Genomic DNA, 13977 nt, shown 5'->3' with positions numbered 1-13977 from the left:
CTTTACTGCGCGGTCAGACTGTCGACCGCATTGTCCCTGATGGCCTGTTGAACTGCGTCGTTGTTTTCGCGCAGCTGTCGCTGCCACTCGTCTTTCGGCACCGAACCGGTCGGCGTGTCATCAAGCGGCTTGATGCCTTTTGCCAAGGTCTCCTGGCCTGCGGCATAGCCATCGTTGTGCGATCGATGCGCCTCGGTTGCGTGATGGTGCGGGTTCTTCTGCGTCTCGCCAGCGAGCCCCTGGCGCTTGCCTTCGTTGAAGGCGCGCTCGGTGATCGGCGCCGGATCGATGGCGGGGAAGAGATCGGCCTGCGTGCCGACCGGGACGCCCATCCAGGCCATGATCCGCATCGTCGACTCGATGTCGGCCTTGGCCTCGGCCTCGCCCTCTTCGGTGCCGAGACCTATCGCAAGCTTGATCTCGGCGACGCCGCGCTTGCCGAGCTCCGCCTTGATGCGTTTGCAGCAGTTTTTGAAATCGGCGTCCGCCTTCTTTTTCAAGGCGAGCATTTTTTCGTAGTCGGTCTTGCTCTGGAAGAACAGCGCCTGCAGCTGATCTTCGCTGATGTTCTCACCCGGCGAAGCTTGTGGCGCTTCAGGCTGGTTCTTCCTCGGTCGTCCGCGTTTTGCCATGTTGGCTCCCTTCGTGCTGAAGCGCTTTGTCGACGCGGGTTCTTGTGCGCGTCTCCTGGTAGGCGATGCGGCAGTGATGCGCGCAATAGGGCAGGTCGTGCAGGGCGGGAGCACCGCAGAACTCGAAGTCTGGTTCGTGCGGGTCGCCCTTTGGCCAATGGCAATTGAACTCGGTCAATTCGCGAAGCTTGACGCCGGTGCCGTCCGGCGCCTCGCTCTTCAAGGCTTCGTGCAGGTCGGGCGTCTGCGCTGGCGGCGCCTCCCGCTTGCGGCGCGGCGCGATGGGCCCGCCCGGCAGCAGTGACATGATCCTGCCCCGACCGAGGTTGACGCGAGGGGGTCTGGGCTCGCGCGGGCGTAGCGGCTTAGGCTTTCGCTTGCCCTCCGGCTGCGGCAGCCCGAGCCGGTGGATCTTGCCAATTACCGCGCTGCGGCCACGATCACCGCAGTGGGCGAAACACCCCATCGCTTCCGCTATTTGGCTGCAACTTAGACCGCTAGCCCAAAGCTTCGTGAGCTGCGCGACCCGCTCCTCGGTCCAGACGTCGAGCGCTCGCATGCTCCGACCCCGCTATGAGTGGATTTGATTTTTCCGCCCGGCCGCCCTATCTTTAATTTTCTGTTGATAACTCTCACGAGGCGGCCTCTTCATTGAGATGCATTTGCATCAATGACTCAGGCGAAACGCCCTCGATGCCGCGGGCGGCCGCGGCTTCAATAATCTTCGGCCAATAGCGCGGCCGGATTGATCCGCTGCGCTTCATTTCGCTGGCCGTACTTGGAATTTTGTCGATGACCTCAGCGAATTTGGTCGCGCCGCCAAAGGCATCGATCAGTTCGGAAATTGTCTTCGGTTCGGCCATGGCGCCGCTGTTTACAGAAGTTCTGTTAACTCTGTCAAGTTTTTTTAACAGGATTTCTGTTCGACGTTTTGCGGAGAATGCAATTTGACCCAAGTGCATTTCAAGGTTCGAGCTTTGGACGAGACCAACAGGCGATTGCGTCAAGCGCGGAAAAATGCCGGCTTCAGATCATCCAGGTCGGCGGCGCTCCGGCACCATTGGGTGCCCTCGACATATGCAAGCCACGAGAACGGACAGACGCCTGTGCCGCGCGAGGCGGCCAGCGAATATGCGAAAGCCTTCAAGGTGACTGTCTCGTGGCTGCTCAATCTTCCAGGGCCGGGCGAGAACCCGCCGGCACTTGCTCCCGACGTCGAGAAGATCGAGGTCGGTCAGCTGGAACCGCAGCAGGTCAAGGTGCTGTCCGCCGCCATGGCCGGCCTGAACGCCGAAGTCTGGCGGATCACGAGCGACATGATGGCTGGCGCGAATTACCTGCCCGGTGATTTCGTGGTCGTCGATCTCGGGGCGCGGCCGAGGCCGCAGAACTTCGTCCTGGCGGAGAGCGCTGGCGTGCCGATCATCAGGCAATACGTGCCGACGAACCTATGGTCCTTTCATTTGAGCGGCAGCAATCCGCCGACGCCGGTCGACAACGTGCGGACCATCATCCGAGGCGTCATCGTGTCGAAACTATCGATCTGACCCTCACGCCTGTTTCGGGCAAGTTCCGAAACTGCAACTCCCGCTATTCACCAAATGTCATTTGCAACACGGTCACAAATGTGTCTTTATTTGAGGGGGCGGATGGATTTTCAATAGACAGCAACATCCGGAAGAGGGATCCTCATATGGAGGGCACTCGCTTTCTTCTGCCGACTGGAATCCTGGAACAAGACGCGACCATCATCGACGAGCAGGATGACCACGTCGTTCTGACGCTGCGCGTTCCAATCAGTGCGATCCGCGAAAACCACGCGCTGCTGATGGCGCTGTCGGAGATCGCAACCGGCAAGCCGCTGCCTCCTGGCGAACCTAACCCCGACCCGCCCAAGCAGCGATCGCGAGTGCCGCATTGGCGCTATGCGGTGCTCGTCATTGCCGCCCTCGCGCTCCCTTCGCCGTTCCTTGCCTACAGCCTTGCAAGGCCGGGCCCTCCCATCGAATACAAGTCGGTCAAGATGGCAAAGCCGACATTCAAGGTCGGCGAGAACATCGATATCGTTTTCCAGTTTCGCCGCGATCGCGTCTGCCAGACGAGCTTCGACCGGATGATCCGAGTTCAGCTGGATGATACGCCGCTCTACACCGACCGCCGCTATGGCGTAACCACGTCGACCACCAATGGCGAATGGCGCGAGTTTCATCTGACGTTTCGCCCCGCAAAGCCGCTGCCGCCGGGTCACTATTTCTACTCCGGCCTGACCCATAGCCAGTGCGTGCAAGGCGGCACCTATGAGGTGCAGCATCCGACTCTCGGATTCTCGGTTGTGGATGGATGATTACAATTCGTCCAGATCGGTCATTTTAACAGAAACTCTGTTGACAGCATTTCTGTTATAGTCTAGAAAACCCTCCATTGCCTTGGAGGGTTCGATGCGCCGCAACCGTTTTTCTAAAACCGACATTCCCGTCACCATGACCGGCGAGGAATGGGTCGCCCTGATCTCCCGCCTGAACGGCGTCAGCCTCTCGACCAAGGGCCTGAAGGTCTACCGGAGCGCGACCAGCAAGCTGCAATCCCAAATCCTGACGGCCAGCGGCGCCTCGCTGCACGCCGCCCTGCACGGGGGCGAGCAGCCATGAGCGCATCCCGCACCCTGGCCCGGAAACTCGATCTCGATCTGATCGCCCGCATTGAAGCGAGCGGCGCTCCCGAGAAGCCGAGAAAAATCTCGCGGAACAAAAAGCCGCGGAAGGCTGACACCTATCGCGGCGCACGCCGCAACGCGAGGCGTCAAGCGCGCACCGAGGCGCTTGCTCGCAAGCGGAGGGCGCAGCCATGAACGACAACGTCCTGCATCTTAAGCTCGTGCACGCCCAACAGGCCGCGAAGGACCTGTCGCCGCAGCTGAGGCAGCTTTTCGTCGGCACCGTCTGGATTATCGACGAAAGCGAGACGGCGCTGTTGGACGCGGCCAAAGCGCTGCTCGCCGCCTCCCTGGTGATGGCCCAGATCAAGGTTGCCCGCGTGAGACAGGATCTCGCGGCGATGCACGATGCGGCCGGTCGCTTCCAGGCTGAAATCGAAGTCGCAAAGAACAAGGCCGGCCAGGCCTTCGTCATGGCCTCGTCGCTGCACGCCGAGACCACCAAGCACACCGAAATCGAGGCGCGTCATGGCGATTGAGAAAATCGCGATCGAGAACCGCGACCAGTGGCTCGCGCTGCGCTCTCAGGACGTCACCGCGTCGATCGCCGGCGCGCTGCTCGGCGTGCATCCCTATTCGACGGCTTACGGCCTCTATCTGCTCAAGAAAGGCCTGATCGCCGAGGATCCGGAAGAGACCGCGCCGATGCAGCGCGGGCGCCTGCTTGAGCCGGTCGCCGCGCAGCTATTGCGCGAGCAGCGGCCAGACTGGCGGCTGATCGTTCATCCGGTCGGCTATTACTTCCGCGACACCGATACTCGCATCGGCGCCACGCCTGACGTGCTGGCGGTCGACGAGAAGGGCAGGGCCGGCGTCGTCCAGATCAAGAGCATCGAGCCCTCGATCTTCCGCCGCGACTGGAAAAGCGACGACGGTTCGATCGAGCCGCCGCTGTGGATCATCATACAGGCGATCATCGAGGCGCACCTGACCGGCGCCGAATGGGCTGCGGTCGCGCCGCTGGTGGTCGGCTTCGGGCTCGAGATGCCGATCGTCCCGATTCCCATCCATGCCGGGATTATCGATCGCCTCAAGTTCGAGGTTGCCGGGTTCTGGCAGCGGATCGAAGAGGGCAAAAATTATGATCCCGACTACGGCCGCGACGGCGCGCTGATCGCGAAACTCTATCCGCAGGACAACGGCGCCGAGATCGATCTCAGCGGCGACAACGAAGTGCCTGAGATCGTGGAATGTCTCGAGAACGCCAGGAAACACAAGAAGGACGCAGGGTCGCAGGAGACGACGGCCAAGGCCATGCTCTCCGCCAAGATGGGCGCGGCGTCGTTCGCGCGCCTCGCCGACGGCCGCCGCATCAGCTTCAAAACCACGCACCGCGCCGGCTACTTCGTCGACGAGACCAGCTTTCGCGTGCTGCGCGTCCTGAAAGGTCGCTGACATGAACGCGCCCGTCAAAACACCCGCGGTCGACGACAACCGCCCGAAGCTGATCACCGCCGACCAGCTCTCGAAGGACTTCGATTATCTCGAAGCCGCGGTCGCAGCTGCGATCGAGGTTGCGAACAAACTGCCGCCGGTGTTCGAGGATGAAGATGACATCTCGGCGGCACGCGAGGCCGTTCGGGGTCTGCACAACGAGTTCAAGCGTGCGGAGGCGAAGCGCGAGGATACGAAAGCGCCGTACCTCGATGCCGGCCGGGTGGTCGATTCCTGGTTCAAGTTGCTGATGAAGCGCATCAACGACGCGCAGGCGCCGATCGAGGCCAGCGCAAAACGCTATCTAGACAAGAAGGCGGAGGAGGAGCGCAAGCGCCGTGAGGAAGAGGCGCGGATCGCTCGCGAGGCCGAACGCAAGCGCCAGCAGGAGGCCGCCGCCGCGCAACGCGCTGCCGACGAGGAGCGGCGCAAGGCCGAAGAGGCAAGGCTGGCCGCGCAGCGGGCCGCCGACGAAGCCACGCGCAAAGCGGCCGAGCAGGCCGCAGCCGCAGCCAAGGCCGAAGCCGACCGGAAGGATGCCGAGGCGCGCGCGGCCCGGCAGAAAGAGATCGAAGCCGTCGCCGCCGCTACCCAGGCGCAGCGCGCCGCTGATGAAAAGCCGGCCGATCTCGCTCGCACGCGGGCCGCAAGCGGTGGCATGGCCACACTCGCGCAATCCTTCGACTTCGAGATCACCGAGCTCGCCGCCGTCGATCTCGAAGCGCTGCGCTCGCACATCAGCCGCGCCGACATTGAGAAGGCGATCCGCGCCTATGTGCGCATTCACAAGGATACCGCGCCCCTAACTGGCGTGAGGATTTTCCCCACGACCAGCGCGCAATTCCGCTGATCAGGAGTCTGTCATGACCGATACCGACGTTGCCGAGCGCCAGCAGAATCCCATCGCCGTTTTCAAGCAGCAGGTTATGAGCCGCGAGCAGGAATTTGGCGCCGTGCTCCCGGCCCATATTCCGGCCGAACGGTTCTCGCGCGTCATTCTGACCGCGGTGAACAAGAACCCGGCACTACTCCACGCCGATCGCGCCTCGCTGTTTTCATCCGCGATGATGGCCGCTGCCGATGGATTGCTATGCGATGGCCGCGAAGCCGCGCTGGTGATCTATCGGACCAAGAAAAAAACCTCCGAAGGCGACGTCTGGATCGATGCGGTCCAGTACATGCCGATGGTCGCTGGCATCTTGAAGAAGGTCCGTAACTCCGGCGAGCTCTCGACCATTGTCGCCAAGGTCGTCTATGCCGGCGATCGCTTCCGGAACTGGATCGACAACGAAGGCGAGCATCTCGATTACGAGGCCGGCGAGTCGCAGGAGCGCGATATCATTCGATGCGCGTTCGCGATGGCAAAGCTTAAGGATGGCTCGATCGAAGTCGAGGTGCTGAAGCCCGCCGACATCGAAAAAATCCGATCCGTCAGCCGATCGAAGGACAAGGGCCCGTGGGTCGACTGGTGGGAGGAGATGGCGAAGAAAAGCGCCATCCGCCGCCTGTCGAAGCGGCTCCCGCTCAACACCGATATTGATGATCTCATTCGCCGCGACGACGCGCTGTACGACTTCGATCAGGCGCGCACCGATGCGCAAGACCGCGGCCACACGTCACTCGTCAGTAAGCTGGACATGCTGTCATTGCCGGCAGGTAGCGCGCCCACGATAGCGCACGATCCAGAGACCGGCGAGGTCACCGAGCAAACCAATTCCGCCGCGTCCCGTCCCCAATCGGACGCGACGGAGGCGGGGTCCGCCAACCCCACGCCCATAGCGGACCCCGCCACAACTTCGACGCAGGCCGCCGGGCAGTCGGCTGCGACGGGCCAGGCCGGCTCCAAGTCTGAACCCTCCAAGGCGAAAGACAAGGAGTCGGCCGCGGCCACCGACAAGACGGCACCGCCGAAGAACGAGCAAGAATACATCGCCTATGCGACCGCGTGGATCAACTCGCTCGATGACGCTGACGCCGGCGAGAAGCGCTGGAAGGACGAGAAGGGCGTGCGCAACAAGGCGCAGGTTTCCGGAGAGGCACGCGAGGCGCTGCAGGAAAGTCTAAAGCAAAAGCAATTCGAGATTCGCGACGCGGATCAATCCTAGAGCGGGCTTTAACAGTACAGGAGACAGCAATGCTGGATAAGTCGCATACGATCCGGGAAGTTCAAATCCCGGCGCCGAAGTTTAGCACCGCTGAGTTTAAGCTGGTCGGCACCGCCCCATACATGCAAGCGCGTTTCGCGAAGAAAGCCGCCGACATGATGCGCGAGAAGATGGTCAGCGGATCGCAGGCCAAGAAGGGCAAGAAACGCGACGCGCGCGATTTCAAAGATGATTTCGAGCAAGCCATGCATGTTTCGCGCGAGGGCTGGTGCGGCATCCCGGCGAGCGGCTTTAGGCTCGCGCTGATCTCGGCTTGCCGCCTGGTCGGTTTTAAGATGACGCTCGCCAAGCTGACGCTGTTCGTCGAGGCCGATGGCTATGACCGCGTTGACGGCACGCCGCTGATCAAGATCATAGGCAAGCCGCAGCACGACGAGCGCCTGGTGCGCAACGCGACCGGCGTTGCTGACATTCGCGCGCGGCCGCGCTGGGACGAGTGGAGCGCGACGCTTCGCATCCGTTTCGACGACGATCAGTTCAGCTTGGCTGACGTCTCCAATCTGTTGACGCGCGTCGGCATGCAGGTCGGCATCGGCGAGGGGAGACCCGACAGCAAGGATTCGGCCGGTCTCGGTTTTGGTCTCTTCAGGATCGCGCAATGACGATCCTTGAGGAACTTGAGTTCATCCGAAAGCAGAGCCCCGACAAGGCTCTGCACCCCGAGAAGGTGGTCGAGTTTGCGCGCAGCCCCAACACCGCGCTGCATGCAAAATTCGATTGGGATGATGCGCATGTCGCGCACCTTTATCGGTTGTGGCAGGCACGCCAGATCATCCGCGTGAATGTCAAGCTCCTCGATCGAGGCGACGGTCAGAAGGTCAACATTCGCGCCTATGTTTCGCTGGCAAATGAGGCCGATGGCGCTGATGGCTACATTCAGACCAAGGTCGTTCTCGCGGATCAAGATAAGAGGCGCGCGCTGATTGGCGCGATTCTCAATCGCATTTCCTCAATCCTCGACCTGCATCCGCTGCCGGAGCTCGATGGCATCAGACAAGCCGTCGCGCTGACGCGCGCTGAGCACGGAATGGACAAGGTCGAGCAAGTGACGGAGTCGCCTCCGGTGCAACTGGAGTCGACAACGTGATGGCTAGGCGAGGCGCGGTAGGGCATGGCGGGGCAAGGCCAGGCGAGGCCATGCAGGCATGGCGCGGCAAGGCTTGGCCAGGCAAGGCCGGGCGAGGCCAGGCAGGCGAGGCGAGGCAAGGCGAGGCAGGGCGAGGCGAGGCAAGGCAGGCAGGAAAAACGACAATGACGAACGACATCGAAATTCTGAAACCCGTCGGCGGCAGGGACAGCCTCGCTGGTCCTGACAACCGCACTCACGCGAGAGCCGAGTCGCCGACGGGCCCACTTTTTCGTCGCCCGAGCTACGCGCCGAGCACCACGAACAAGCTTTCGGCGGCGATCCTCGCAGCGCTGACCGACGAGTGGGTGAACACGGCGAAGGTCTGCCGGTGTGTCCGCCGCCCTTCCGACGACGGAAGCGTTCGCTCCGTTCTCAAAGTGCTGACGAAGCGCGGCACCATCGAACGGAAGACCGTGCCAAACCATCGATCGCGCACCGGCTATGCGTTTCTGTATCGGAGGAAGTCATGACGGAGCGCATACTCGTCAGCCGCGACTTCGAGCAGTATCACCTCCGGTTGCCCGCCGACCTGCACGAGAAGCTGAAGCGCCTCGCTGCCGATAATCGCCGATCGATGAATTCCGAAATCGTCATCGCGATCGAGAAGCACGTCCAGGGGCGGAGGCCAAAGCCATGAGCAAATCGCACATCGAAAAGCTGGCCGAACAGATAGCCCGCGACTGGGTCGACAAGGGCAAGCTGATCGAGGGCGGCTGGGTCGGCTTCAAGAACGCCGCCATCCCAAGCACCACGCCGCCGGAGAGGATTGAGCAAATGCGCAACGTCTTCTTTGCCGGCGCGCGACATCTGTTCTTCAGCATCGTGATGCTGTGCGACGACGCGGATGCCGACGCGACCGACCAGGACATCGACCGCATGATGTTGATCGACGAGGAGTTGCGCGCGTTTCAGGCCAGCAAAATGCAGACAGAGGGCAACGCATGAAGATCACCCGCACATCGATCATCACCGGCAAAGTGAGCACGATGGACCTGCCGATTACCGCCGAACAGATGGCCAAGTATGACAGCGGCGCGCTGGTGCAGGACGCTTTTCCGCACCTGACGGCGGACCAGCGCGAGTTCATCCTGACCGGCATCACGGCAGATGAATGGGACAGATGCTTCGGCGACGGCAATGATGACGACGCCTATCTGAAAGACGCGCAGGCCGATCTCAGCCGCTACGCGGCGCACCTCGCGAAAGGCGAGACCGACGCCTGCATCGCGATCGAACAGAAGTACGGCCTGTTCGGCCTGTCGCCGCAGATGGTGAGCGAGGAGCTCGCGGATATCGCCGCCGAGTTTGCCGAACTGAACCAGGGCGAGGCATCGGTATCATGATGTTCGATATCTTAAAGCGGCGGCAGAAGCGAGAGACGGTCACCGTCTACTTCAGGCCGCGGCCAGACATCACGGCTTTTGAGCTCGCTGACCTTATTTCGCGGATGACGTTTTGTGTCCCGCCCGGGTTTGGCGTGCAGGTTGCTCGAGAAGTCTACGACACTATGCCTGAGCAGCATCGTCGACACTGGTCACTGACGCCGCCTCCGGGACTTTTCTGATGGTAGCCTATAGCTTCCGCCGCCGTTTCGTCGATCCGATCCGCTCCGGCGCGAAGCGGCAGACGATCCGCGCGGTCGGCAAGCGCCGGCACGCGCGGCCCGGCGAGACCGTGCAGCTATATAGCGGCATGCGCACAAAGCAGTGCATCAAGATCGGCGATGCGCGATGCATCTACGTTCAGCCCATGTGGATAGGTGTGCGCAACGACTCCTTCAGCCTCAGAGACATTGTGATCGACGCTGACGCGTTTGCCCGCGCCGATGGCTTCACCAGCATCAGTGACATGCATGCTTTTTGGCTGCGCGAGCATGGCGTCGGCAATTTCGAAATGCTGCTGATCAAGTGGGAGCCGCTCTGATGGACATCGCCACGGCCGACAAGGTGATCGAGACAGCGGCGAAGCTGAAGAAGATCATGCTCGAGAAGGGCATCACCGCGGCGAAAGCCAAGTGCCCGTTCTGCGATGCAGGCTTTGTGCATGGTCGACTGGTGGGCCGTAAGAGCCACATGCACATGCACTGCGACGATTGCGACATCTCGATGATGGAATGATCGCCATGACCGACAAGCTGCCCCTTGCCCGCGCGGCGCGCCGCCGCATCCTCGAATCCACCGTGGAAGATACGCTGCCCGCGCACGGCCTGAACTCCGGCCATCTCGTGAGCCCGTCATGTTTGAAGGACTACGTCGAGGCCCGCGTCGAGGTTGCGCAAAAACTCCATGCCCTCGGGTTCAAGCGCTACGAGATCGCCAGTGCGATCGGTCGCGATCCCTCGACCGTCTCTTACTACCTGAACAAGCGCGCTCGAAAACTCGCCGCCACCCTCTGCACCACCGGAAAGGAAGACCAGCTATGACCCTCTCTCCACAGGCCAAGTTCACCGAAGCATATGACAAAGGGACAATTGGGCAGAAGGGCGCGATGAAGGCGACCCTTGGCCTCTCGTGCGTCATCGACAGCAAGCTGCCTCGTCCCGTCAAGGTTGATGCCGTCATGGCCGCCGTCGAGATGCTCGCCGACTTCGCCGTGCTCGAGGCTGTTCGCAAGCTGCGGGACTGCCACCGCGATACAGGTGCGCCGCTCGAGCTCATCATCGCCATGCTGCATGATCGAACAGCCGATTCCGCCAGGAAGCGCGAACTTCTCTTTAACAACATGATGAAGCTATTCGCTGACGAGACGGCGCCTGCCGGTGGCTGATCGGCGCTTCATCCCGCGCCCGGCGCCGGCGCCATTGCCGGCGCGCTTCGTCTGCCTGCGCTGCGGCTGCGACGTCTATCGGCCGGCCCGCGATCGGCTCGACGACTTGATCTGCCTGAACTGCTGGTATGGAAGGCCAACGCCATGACGCTGACAATGCTCCCCATCTGCACCTGGGCTCTTTTCGGCATGTATGCGTGGTGGGAAATTATCTGTGAGACCGGCTTCGAGCCGCCCGATCTGGCGATCCTGCCGGTGACGATTGCGCTCGGCCCGCTCGCCCTGGCGATCAATCGTTGGGAAGATGACGACTATGACTGAGGTGTTGGCGATCCTCGTTATCGCAATCGGCGGCGGCATCGTCATCGCCGCGCTGATCGAAAAGGCGTCCTACTGGTATGACCCGCGCGCCTGACCATCGCGATCTCTCTTACCCGCCGCGCGGCATGTCGCGCGACGATGCCGCGCGCTATGTCGGCGTCAGCATTACGAAGTTCGACGAGATGGTGGCCGACGGCCGGATGCCGAAGCCCAAGCGAGTTGACGGCCGCGTGGTGTGGGATCGCCTCCGGCTCGAAGCCGCCTTTACCGATCTTCCGGAAGAAAAAGTTAAGAACCCGCTGGACCGCATGTTCGAGGATGGCTAGCGTCCCATCCCTTATGATAGACGAATTTCCAGGGGCGGGATCCTATCGGGATCGCCACGGCAAGCGCCGCTGGCGCTACCGTCGCGGCAATCGCGTCGTGCAGCTCCCTGGCGACCCGGCCGAGAGCGAGGCCAACGAGGCAGCCTATCTAGCAGCCGTGCAGGGCCGGCCTTTGCCCGCGCCGGCGGCCGTGGTGCAGCTGCCGACCGCGGCGGCGCCGCATTCGTTCAAGGCGGCGTGGCGCCTCCTGCGCGCCGAGGATCCGGACTGGAAAGCGCTCGGCCCCGACATCAGAGGCGCGCAGACCCGCATCATCGAGCGATTCCTGACATCGGAGATCATCGAAGGCGAGCCGCTGACCTTCGGCGATGTCGACGTCGCCTTCCTGAAAAGGAAACACGTCAAGGCCTTGCTGGCGCGCCGCTCCGACACGCCGCACGCAGCCTCGCACCTGTTGCGCGTCATCCGGAAGCTTATCGCCGTCGCGCTCGATCAGGAATGGATCGAGAACGACCCGACCTATCGCGTGAAATACCGCCCCGGATACGGCGGCTGGAAAGCATGGCCCGACGAGATGCTCGACAAGTTCGAGGCACACTGGCCGATCGGCTCGACGCCGCGCCTCGTCTACTCGCTGGCGCTCTATTTCGGCCACCGCCGATCGGACGTGACGAAGGTGAAGCCGGCCGACTTCAAACCATCGGCCCATAACGTGGTGCAGCAGAAGACCGGCAAGAAACTGGTGCTGCCGATTCATCCGAACCTGCGCGATGCAATCAATGCAATCAACGACTTTGAAGATCGGGAGTTTGTCGTCCTGACGGCCTGGGGCAAGCCGTTCAGCGCCAAGGGGCTGTCGGTCCGAATGCGGCAATGGACGAAGGCGGCCGGCCTCCCGCCCGGCTATACCCTGCACGGCCTGCGGAAGACCCTCGGCAAGCAGCTCGCCCTGCACAAGGCCACGACCCGGGGGCTGATGGACGTGCTCGGCCACGACAACATGGAACATGCCGAGCTCTACAGCCGGGAGGCCGAACAGGAGATCATGGCCGCGCTGGCCATGGAACCGCTTATGAACTGGCGGCGCCCGAAATAGGGTTAGCCAGGGTTCCGGGAACGCCCTAGCAACTAAGTGGCTAACCGCTCCCGCCAAGCCATTGATTTTTCAAAAGATTGCCATTTCCCTAGGGAGCGCCATTCCCAAAATTTAGCATTGAACTAAAGGGGATTTTCCCCCGGTTTGTCCCACCTCGGTTCTGGGTGGGACAGTGTTTGATCATGAACCGTTCTTCGCGGCACCGGGTTCTGAGCACCACGATCAAAGTTTCTCGTCCCATTATTTGAGCCATTCCTTCGCTTCCATCCTGTACGATTTGGAGGAGGCTTTTTCCGTTCGCTAAGCTCAAACCCATCATCGGAGCTATCAGACCGCCGCTAGCGCGCCTTTCATCTTGCCAGCTTCGGCTAACGACTCCGTTGGTAATGACGCCCGACCCAACAAGAATTGGGGCACCACTCATCTTTCCCGGAATTTTCGCGTCGAACTCAAAACATGGCCCCGGCGTCGTAGCCTCCTTTTTTGTGATGTTATCTGGATAGATATTCGTAACTGAGCCGACGGATACAACCAATGACGGCTGATAAGCCGCCCGCTCGCCAAACTGAATATTCTCCATCTCGGCGTATCCAATTGCGACTGCACGGTCGCCGATTTTCAAATCGTGTTGACCGACATTGAGCGGTTGGTACGAGCCGCCTATTTGATTTTCCCTGACCTTGCAAACCGCGATGTCGAGATCGAGTTTGTACTCTGGCTTCATGTGAAACAAAGGTCCGACGACTTCCTGCCCCCAATGCATGGCCCACTCGATAGGTGCAATGAATGAGTCTGCGTCGCGAATTTCATCTGGCCCGTTGAACACTTGAGGAGGGGCGGTTTTCATCGCCGGGTTAGCGGGAAGCAAAACACCCATGTGCAAGGATTTGTCGAACCTGAAAGCGTTATCGCCGATTTGGGTGAAGTCTGCGCACTGGTCATCTATCGGGTCTCTGACGACATGGGCCGCTGTCATTAGAAGACCAGATGCGCTTATGAAGAAGCCCGTTCCGATGCAGCGCATTCCTCTATCACCATCGTTCCAGGCAACGATGGGAACGATGCTCTGTCTAATCAGAAATTCTGTGTGGCCAAACGTAGTGAAAAAATCGCGTATCACCGGCCCCGGCTGTTGAGTGAGCAGAACCATTTCGTCTTTGATTTTAAAGTAGTCTGCTTCAAAGCCTTCGCGGGGGTTAGGTTGATTCCCTTAATGTCATGTACGACCCAGACTCCCGCCTGGTTCTTTTTCCAAAGCGATTTTAGAATCCCGATCTGATCGCTTTGATCTCCGTTCATAATCATTTCAACTTCGCCATTGCCACATCGGCCAGTTTTTTCCGATCCGCCGCCTTAGTGTAGCGCTCGACCTCTTCCAGCGATCGATGGCCACCA

Annotated in this window: 24 protein-coding genes; 20 read left to right on the top strand and 4 right to left on the bottom strand. The window is 61.1% G+C overall.

The genetic code is table 11. From position 1 onward, the window contains the following. Window positions 1-2: 2 nt before the first annotated feature. From JQ553_RS10360 to JQ553_RS10350, 3 genes are all read right to left on the bottom strand, one after another. Window positions 3-632 carry a hypothetical protein gene (locus tag JQ553_RS10360; RefSeq protein WP_212499842.1) on the bottom strand — a complete coding sequence of 210 codons (630 nt, stop codon included), beginning with the start codon at window positions 630-632 and terminating at the stop codon, window positions 3-5. Further along, window positions 595-1191 carry a GcrA family cell cycle regulator gene (locus JQ553_RS10355; protein ID WP_212499841.1) on the bottom strand — a complete coding sequence of 199 codons (597 nt, stop codon included), beginning with the start codon at window positions 1189-1191 and terminating at the stop codon, window positions 595-597. Before JQ553_RS10355 ends, JQ553_RS10360 begins: the two co-directional genes overlap by 38 nt. 73 nt (window positions 1192-1264) lie before the next feature. Further along, window positions 1265-1495: a carph-isopro domain-containing protein gene (locus JQ553_RS10350; protein ID WP_212499840.1), complete on the bottom strand. Its 231-nt coding sequence runs from the start codon at window positions 1493-1495 to the stop codon at window positions 1265-1267. 201 nt (window positions 1496-1696) lie between these two features. Between JQ553_RS10350 and JQ553_RS10345 the strand changes: the two genes are divergently transcribed. From JQ553_RS10345 to JQ553_RS10250, 20 genes are all read left to right on the top strand, one after another. After that, window positions 1697-2179, top strand: coding sequence for a hypothetical protein (locus JQ553_RS10345; protein ID WP_212499839.1), 483 nt, complete (start codon window positions 1697-1699; stop codon window positions 2177-2179). Then, window positions 2083-2976, top strand: coding sequence for a hypothetical protein (locus tag JQ553_RS10340; protein WP_212499838.1), 894 nt, complete (start codon window positions 2083-2085; stop codon window positions 2974-2976). The genes JQ553_RS10345 and JQ553_RS10340 overlap by 97 nt, the downstream gene beginning before the upstream one ends. Window positions 2977-3070: 94 nt before the next feature. Continuing rightward, complete coding sequence (locus JQ553_RS10335; RefSeq protein WP_212499837.1) at window positions 3071-3280, top strand: hypothetical protein; 210 nt, start codon at window positions 3071-3073, stop codon at window positions 3278-3280. A 196-nt stretch (window positions 3281-3476) separates the two neighbouring features. Then, a complete protein-coding gene (locus JQ553_RS10330) occupies window positions 3477-3824 on the top strand; it encodes a hypothetical protein (RefSeq protein WP_212499836.1) in 348 nt (115 codons plus the stop codon). Further along, window positions 3814-4740 carry a YqaJ viral recombinase family protein gene (locus JQ553_RS10325; RefSeq protein ID WP_212499835.1) on the top strand — a complete coding sequence of 309 codons (927 nt, stop codon included), beginning with the start codon at window positions 3814-3816 and terminating at the stop codon, window positions 4738-4740. The genes JQ553_RS10330 and JQ553_RS10325 overlap by 11 nt, the downstream gene beginning before the upstream one ends. A gap of 1 nt (window position 4741) precedes the next feature. Next, on the top strand, window positions 4742-5629 hold the full coding sequence (locus tag JQ553_RS10320; RefSeq protein ID WP_212499834.1) for a hypothetical protein: 888 nt from the start codon (window positions 4742-4744) through the stop codon (window positions 5627-5629). A 13-nt stretch (window positions 5630-5642) separates the two neighbouring features. Then, a complete protein-coding gene (locus JQ553_RS10315) occupies window positions 5643-6884 on the top strand; it encodes a recombinase RecT (RefSeq protein ID WP_212499833.1) in 1242 nt (413 codons plus the stop codon). Window positions 6885-6913: 29 nt separating this feature from the next. After that, window positions 6914-7546: a hypothetical protein gene (locus JQ553_RS10310; protein WP_212499832.1), complete on the top strand. Its 633-nt coding sequence runs from the start codon at window positions 6914-6916 to the stop codon at window positions 7544-7546. After that, the gene (locus tag JQ553_RS10305) at window positions 7543-8031 is read left to right on the top strand and encodes a hypothetical protein (RefSeq protein WP_212499831.1); all 489 of its coding nucleotides are present in this window, start codon (window positions 7543-7545) and stop codon (window positions 8029-8031) included. Before JQ553_RS10310 ends, JQ553_RS10305 begins: the two co-directional genes overlap by 4 nt. 164 nt (window positions 8032-8195) lie before the next feature. Next, window positions 8196-8543, top strand: a complete 348-nt coding sequence (locus JQ553_RS10300) for a hypothetical protein (protein ID WP_212499830.1) — start codon at window positions 8196-8198, stop codon at window positions 8541-8543. Then, window positions 8540-8710 carry an Arc family DNA-binding protein gene (locus tag JQ553_RS10295; RefSeq protein WP_212499829.1) on the top strand — a complete coding sequence of 57 codons (171 nt, stop codon included), beginning with the start codon at window positions 8540-8542 and terminating at the stop codon, window positions 8708-8710. The genes JQ553_RS10300 and JQ553_RS10295 overlap by 4 nt, the downstream gene beginning before the upstream one ends. Beyond that, complete coding sequence (locus tag JQ553_RS10290) at window positions 8707-9018, top strand: hypothetical protein (RefSeq protein ID WP_212499828.1); 312 nt, start codon at window positions 8707-8709, stop codon at window positions 9016-9018. Before JQ553_RS10295 ends, JQ553_RS10290 begins: the two co-directional genes overlap by 4 nt. Then, on the top strand, window positions 9015-9416 hold the full coding sequence (locus tag JQ553_RS10285; RefSeq protein WP_212499827.1) for a hypothetical protein: 402 nt from the start codon (window positions 9015-9017) through the stop codon (window positions 9414-9416). Before JQ553_RS10290 ends, JQ553_RS10285 begins: the two co-directional genes overlap by 4 nt. A 220-nt stretch (window positions 9417-9636) precedes the next feature. Next, window positions 9637-9996: a hypothetical protein gene (locus JQ553_RS10280; RefSeq protein WP_212499826.1), complete on the top strand. Its 360-nt coding sequence runs from the start codon at window positions 9637-9639 to the stop codon at window positions 9994-9996. Next, complete coding sequence (locus JQ553_RS10275) at window positions 9996-10190, top strand: hypothetical protein (RefSeq protein ID WP_212499825.1); 195 nt, start codon at window positions 9996-9998, stop codon at window positions 10188-10190. Before JQ553_RS10280 ends, JQ553_RS10275 begins: the two co-directional genes overlap by 1 nt. A gap of 5 nt (window positions 10191-10195) precedes the next feature. Further along, on the top strand, window positions 10196-10495 hold the full coding sequence (locus JQ553_RS10270) for a hypothetical protein (protein WP_212499824.1): 300 nt from the start codon (window positions 10196-10198) through the stop codon (window positions 10493-10495). After that, the gene (locus JQ553_RS10265; RefSeq protein WP_212499823.1) at window positions 10492-10839 is read left to right on the top strand and encodes a hypothetical protein; all 348 of its coding nucleotides are present in this window, start codon (window positions 10492-10494) and stop codon (window positions 10837-10839) included. Before JQ553_RS10270 ends, JQ553_RS10265 begins: the two co-directional genes overlap by 4 nt. A 144-nt stretch (window positions 10840-10983) precedes the next feature. Then, window positions 10984-11160, top strand: a complete 177-nt coding sequence (locus tag JQ553_RS10260; RefSeq protein ID WP_212499822.1) for a hypothetical protein — start codon at window positions 10984-10986, stop codon at window positions 11158-11160. Window positions 11161-11237: 77 nt separating this feature from the next. Further along, window positions 11238-11486, top strand: a complete 249-nt coding sequence (locus JQ553_RS10255; RefSeq protein WP_212499821.1) for an AlpA family transcriptional regulator — start codon at window positions 11238-11240, stop codon at window positions 11484-11486. A gap of 13 nt (window positions 11487-11499) precedes the next feature. Beyond that, entirely contained in the window at window positions 11500-12582 is a 1083-nt protein-coding gene (locus JQ553_RS10250; RefSeq protein ID WP_212499820.1) for a tyrosine-type recombinase/integrase, read from the top strand. Window positions 12583-12670: 88 nt separating this feature from the next. Here the strand turns inward: JQ553_RS10250 and JQ553_RS10245 are convergent, their stop codons facing one another. Next, complete coding sequence (locus JQ553_RS10245; RefSeq protein ID WP_212499819.1) at window positions 12671-13732, bottom strand: serine protease; 1062 nt, start codon at window positions 13730-13732, stop codon at window positions 12671-12673. Between the last annotated feature and the right edge of the window lie 245 nt (window positions 13733-13977).

It is taken from the genome of Bradyrhizobium lablabi (assembly GCF_018131005.1).
Classification (GTDB): Bacteria; Pseudomonadota; Alphaproteobacteria; order Rhizobiales; family Xanthobacteraceae; genus Bradyrhizobium; species Bradyrhizobium lablabi_D.
The sequence above is the reverse complement of the archived record's forward strand: the minus strand, read 5'-3'. Positions and strand labels throughout refer to the sequence as shown.

Excerpts from the sequence above, each read along its gene's own strand:
- JQ553_RS10360 (WP_212499842.1), bottom strand. The coding sequence starts at position 632 with ATGGCAAAACGCGGACGACCGAGGAAGAACCAGCCTGAAGCGCCACAA.
- JQ553_RS10355 (WP_212499841.1), bottom strand. The coding sequence starts at position 1,191 with ATGCGAGCGCTCGACGTCTGGACCGAGGAGCGGGTCGCGCAGCTCACG.
- JQ553_RS10350 (WP_212499840.1), bottom strand. The coding sequence starts at position 1,495 with ATGGCCGAACCGAAGACAATTTCCGAACTGATCGATGCCTTTGGCGGC.
- JQ553_RS10340 (WP_212499838.1), top strand. The coding sequence starts at position 2,083 with ATGGTCCTTTCATTTGAGCGGCAGCAATCCGCCGACGCCGGTCGACAA.
- JQ553_RS10335 (WP_212499837.1), top strand. The coding sequence starts at position 3,071 with ATGCGCCGCAACCGTTTTTCTAAAACCGACATTCCCGTCACCATGACC.
- JQ553_RS10330 (WP_212499836.1), top strand. The coding sequence starts at position 3,477 with ATGAACGACAACGTCCTGCATCTTAAGCTCGTGCACGCCCAACAGGCC.
- JQ553_RS10325 (WP_212499835.1), top strand. The coding sequence starts at position 3,814 with ATGGCGATTGAGAAAATCGCGATCGAGAACCGCGACCAGTGGCTCGCG.
- JQ553_RS10320 (WP_212499834.1), top strand. The coding sequence starts at position 4,742 with ATGAACGCGCCCGTCAAAACACCCGCGGTCGACGACAACCGCCCGAAG.
- JQ553_RS10315 (WP_212499833.1), top strand. The coding sequence starts at position 5,643 with ATGACCGATACCGACGTTGCCGAGCGCCAGCAGAATCCCATCGCCGTT.
- JQ553_RS10310 (WP_212499832.1), top strand. The coding sequence starts at position 6,914 with ATGCTGGATAAGTCGCATACGATCCGGGAAGTTCAAATCCCGGCGCCG.
- JQ553_RS10305 (WP_212499831.1), top strand. The coding sequence starts at position 7,543 with ATGACGATCCTTGAGGAACTTGAGTTCATCCGAAAGCAGAGCCCCGAC.
- JQ553_RS10300 (WP_212499830.1), top strand. The coding sequence starts at position 8,196 with ATGACGAACGACATCGAAATTCTGAAACCCGTCGGCGGCAGGGACAGC.
- JQ553_RS10295 (WP_212499829.1), top strand. The coding sequence starts at position 8,540 with ATGACGGAGCGCATACTCGTCAGCCGCGACTTCGAGCAGTATCACCTC.
- JQ553_RS10290 (WP_212499828.1), top strand. The coding sequence starts at position 8,707 with ATGAGCAAATCGCACATCGAAAAGCTGGCCGAACAGATAGCCCGCGAC.
- JQ553_RS10285 (WP_212499827.1), top strand. The coding sequence starts at position 9,015 with ATGAAGATCACCCGCACATCGATCATCACCGGCAAAGTGAGCACGATG.
- JQ553_RS10280 (WP_212499826.1), top strand. The coding sequence starts at position 9,637 with ATGGTAGCCTATAGCTTCCGCCGCCGTTTCGTCGATCCGATCCGCTCC.
- JQ553_RS10275 (WP_212499825.1), top strand. The coding sequence starts at position 9,996 with ATGGACATCGCCACGGCCGACAAGGTGATCGAGACAGCGGCGAAGCTG.
- JQ553_RS10270 (WP_212499824.1), top strand. The coding sequence starts at position 10,196 with ATGACCGACAAGCTGCCCCTTGCCCGCGCGGCGCGCCGCCGCATCCTC.
- JQ553_RS10265 (WP_212499823.1), top strand. The coding sequence starts at position 10,492 with ATGACCCTCTCTCCACAGGCCAAGTTCACCGAAGCATATGACAAAGGG.
- JQ553_RS10260 (WP_212499822.1), top strand. The coding sequence starts at position 10,984 with ATGACGCTGACAATGCTCCCCATCTGCACCTGGGCTCTTTTCGGCATG.
- JQ553_RS10255 (WP_212499821.1), top strand. The coding sequence starts at position 11,238 with ATGACCCGCGCGCCTGACCATCGCGATCTCTCTTACCCGCCGCGCGGC.
- JQ553_RS10250 (WP_212499820.1), top strand. The coding sequence starts at position 11,500 with ATGATAGACGAATTTCCAGGGGCGGGATCCTATCGGGATCGCCACGGC.
- JQ553_RS10245 (WP_212499819.1), bottom strand. The coding sequence starts at position 13,732 with ATGGTTCTGCTCACTCAACAGCCGGGGCCGGTGATACGCGATTTTTTC.